We start from the raw sequence: 788 nt of genomic DNA on the forward strand, positions 1-788 counted from the left end.
GCTCTCAGCCTGGGCGGCAAGGGCGGCAACGGCGGCGATGGCGGAGATGTGAGGGTTGAGGTTTCCGGATCGATCGAAACCTTCGGTGCCCGCGCGCATGGCGTCGTGGCGCAGTCGGTCGGCGGCGGCGGCGGTGTCGGCGGCGACGCAAAAGGCAAAACCTCGAACGCGCTCGGCATCGGCGGCCTTGGCGGCAATGGCGGCGATGGTGGCAACGTGACCGTGATCCGCACCGGCACCATCACCACGCATGGTGTCGATGCGGTCGCCATCATCGCCCAGTCGGTTGGCGGCGGCGGCGGCATCGGCGGCGCCGGCTTCGGGCGCTTCGGCGCCACGGCCGATGGCGGCAGCGGCATCGACAACAACACCATCGGCTTCAACACATTTGCGGGTGCCAAGGGCAATGGCGGCACGGTGACCATCCAGCAGGACGGCGAGATCGTCACCGATGGCGAGCGGGCGCACGGCATCGTGGCCCAGGCGGTGGGCGGCGGCGGCGGCCTGGCCGGCACGCTCTCCGCCGGCGCTGCCGGTTCCGGCGGCGGCATCGGCGATGCCGCGGCGGCGACGGCGACGGCCATGAGCCAGGTCTGGGTCAAGGGTGCGAGCTCGTATGCCATGTTTGGACAGAGCGCGACCGGCATCGGCGACGCGCACGCGGTTACGCTGACCGCGGGCGACAGCCTGTTCGCGCAGGGTGCTGGTTCCGTGGCCGCCTACGGCGAAAGCACAGCCAACGGCGCGAAAGGCAATATCACCATCAATCTCAACGGTCACTACACGAT

At 69.8% G+C, this 788-nt stretch carries 1 pseudogene; it reads left to right on the forward strand.

What is annotated here, in order from left to right:
- A pseudogene (locus EN914_RS37105) lies at nt 1-788 on the forward strand (autotransporter outer membrane beta-barrel domain-containing protein); the annotation flags it as partial.

It is taken from the genome of Mesorhizobium sp. M7A.F.Ca.CA.001.08.2.1, from assembly GCF_003998455.1.
GTDB lineage: Bacteria > Pseudomonadota > Alphaproteobacteria > Rhizobiales > Rhizobiaceae > Mesorhizobium > Mesorhizobium ciceri.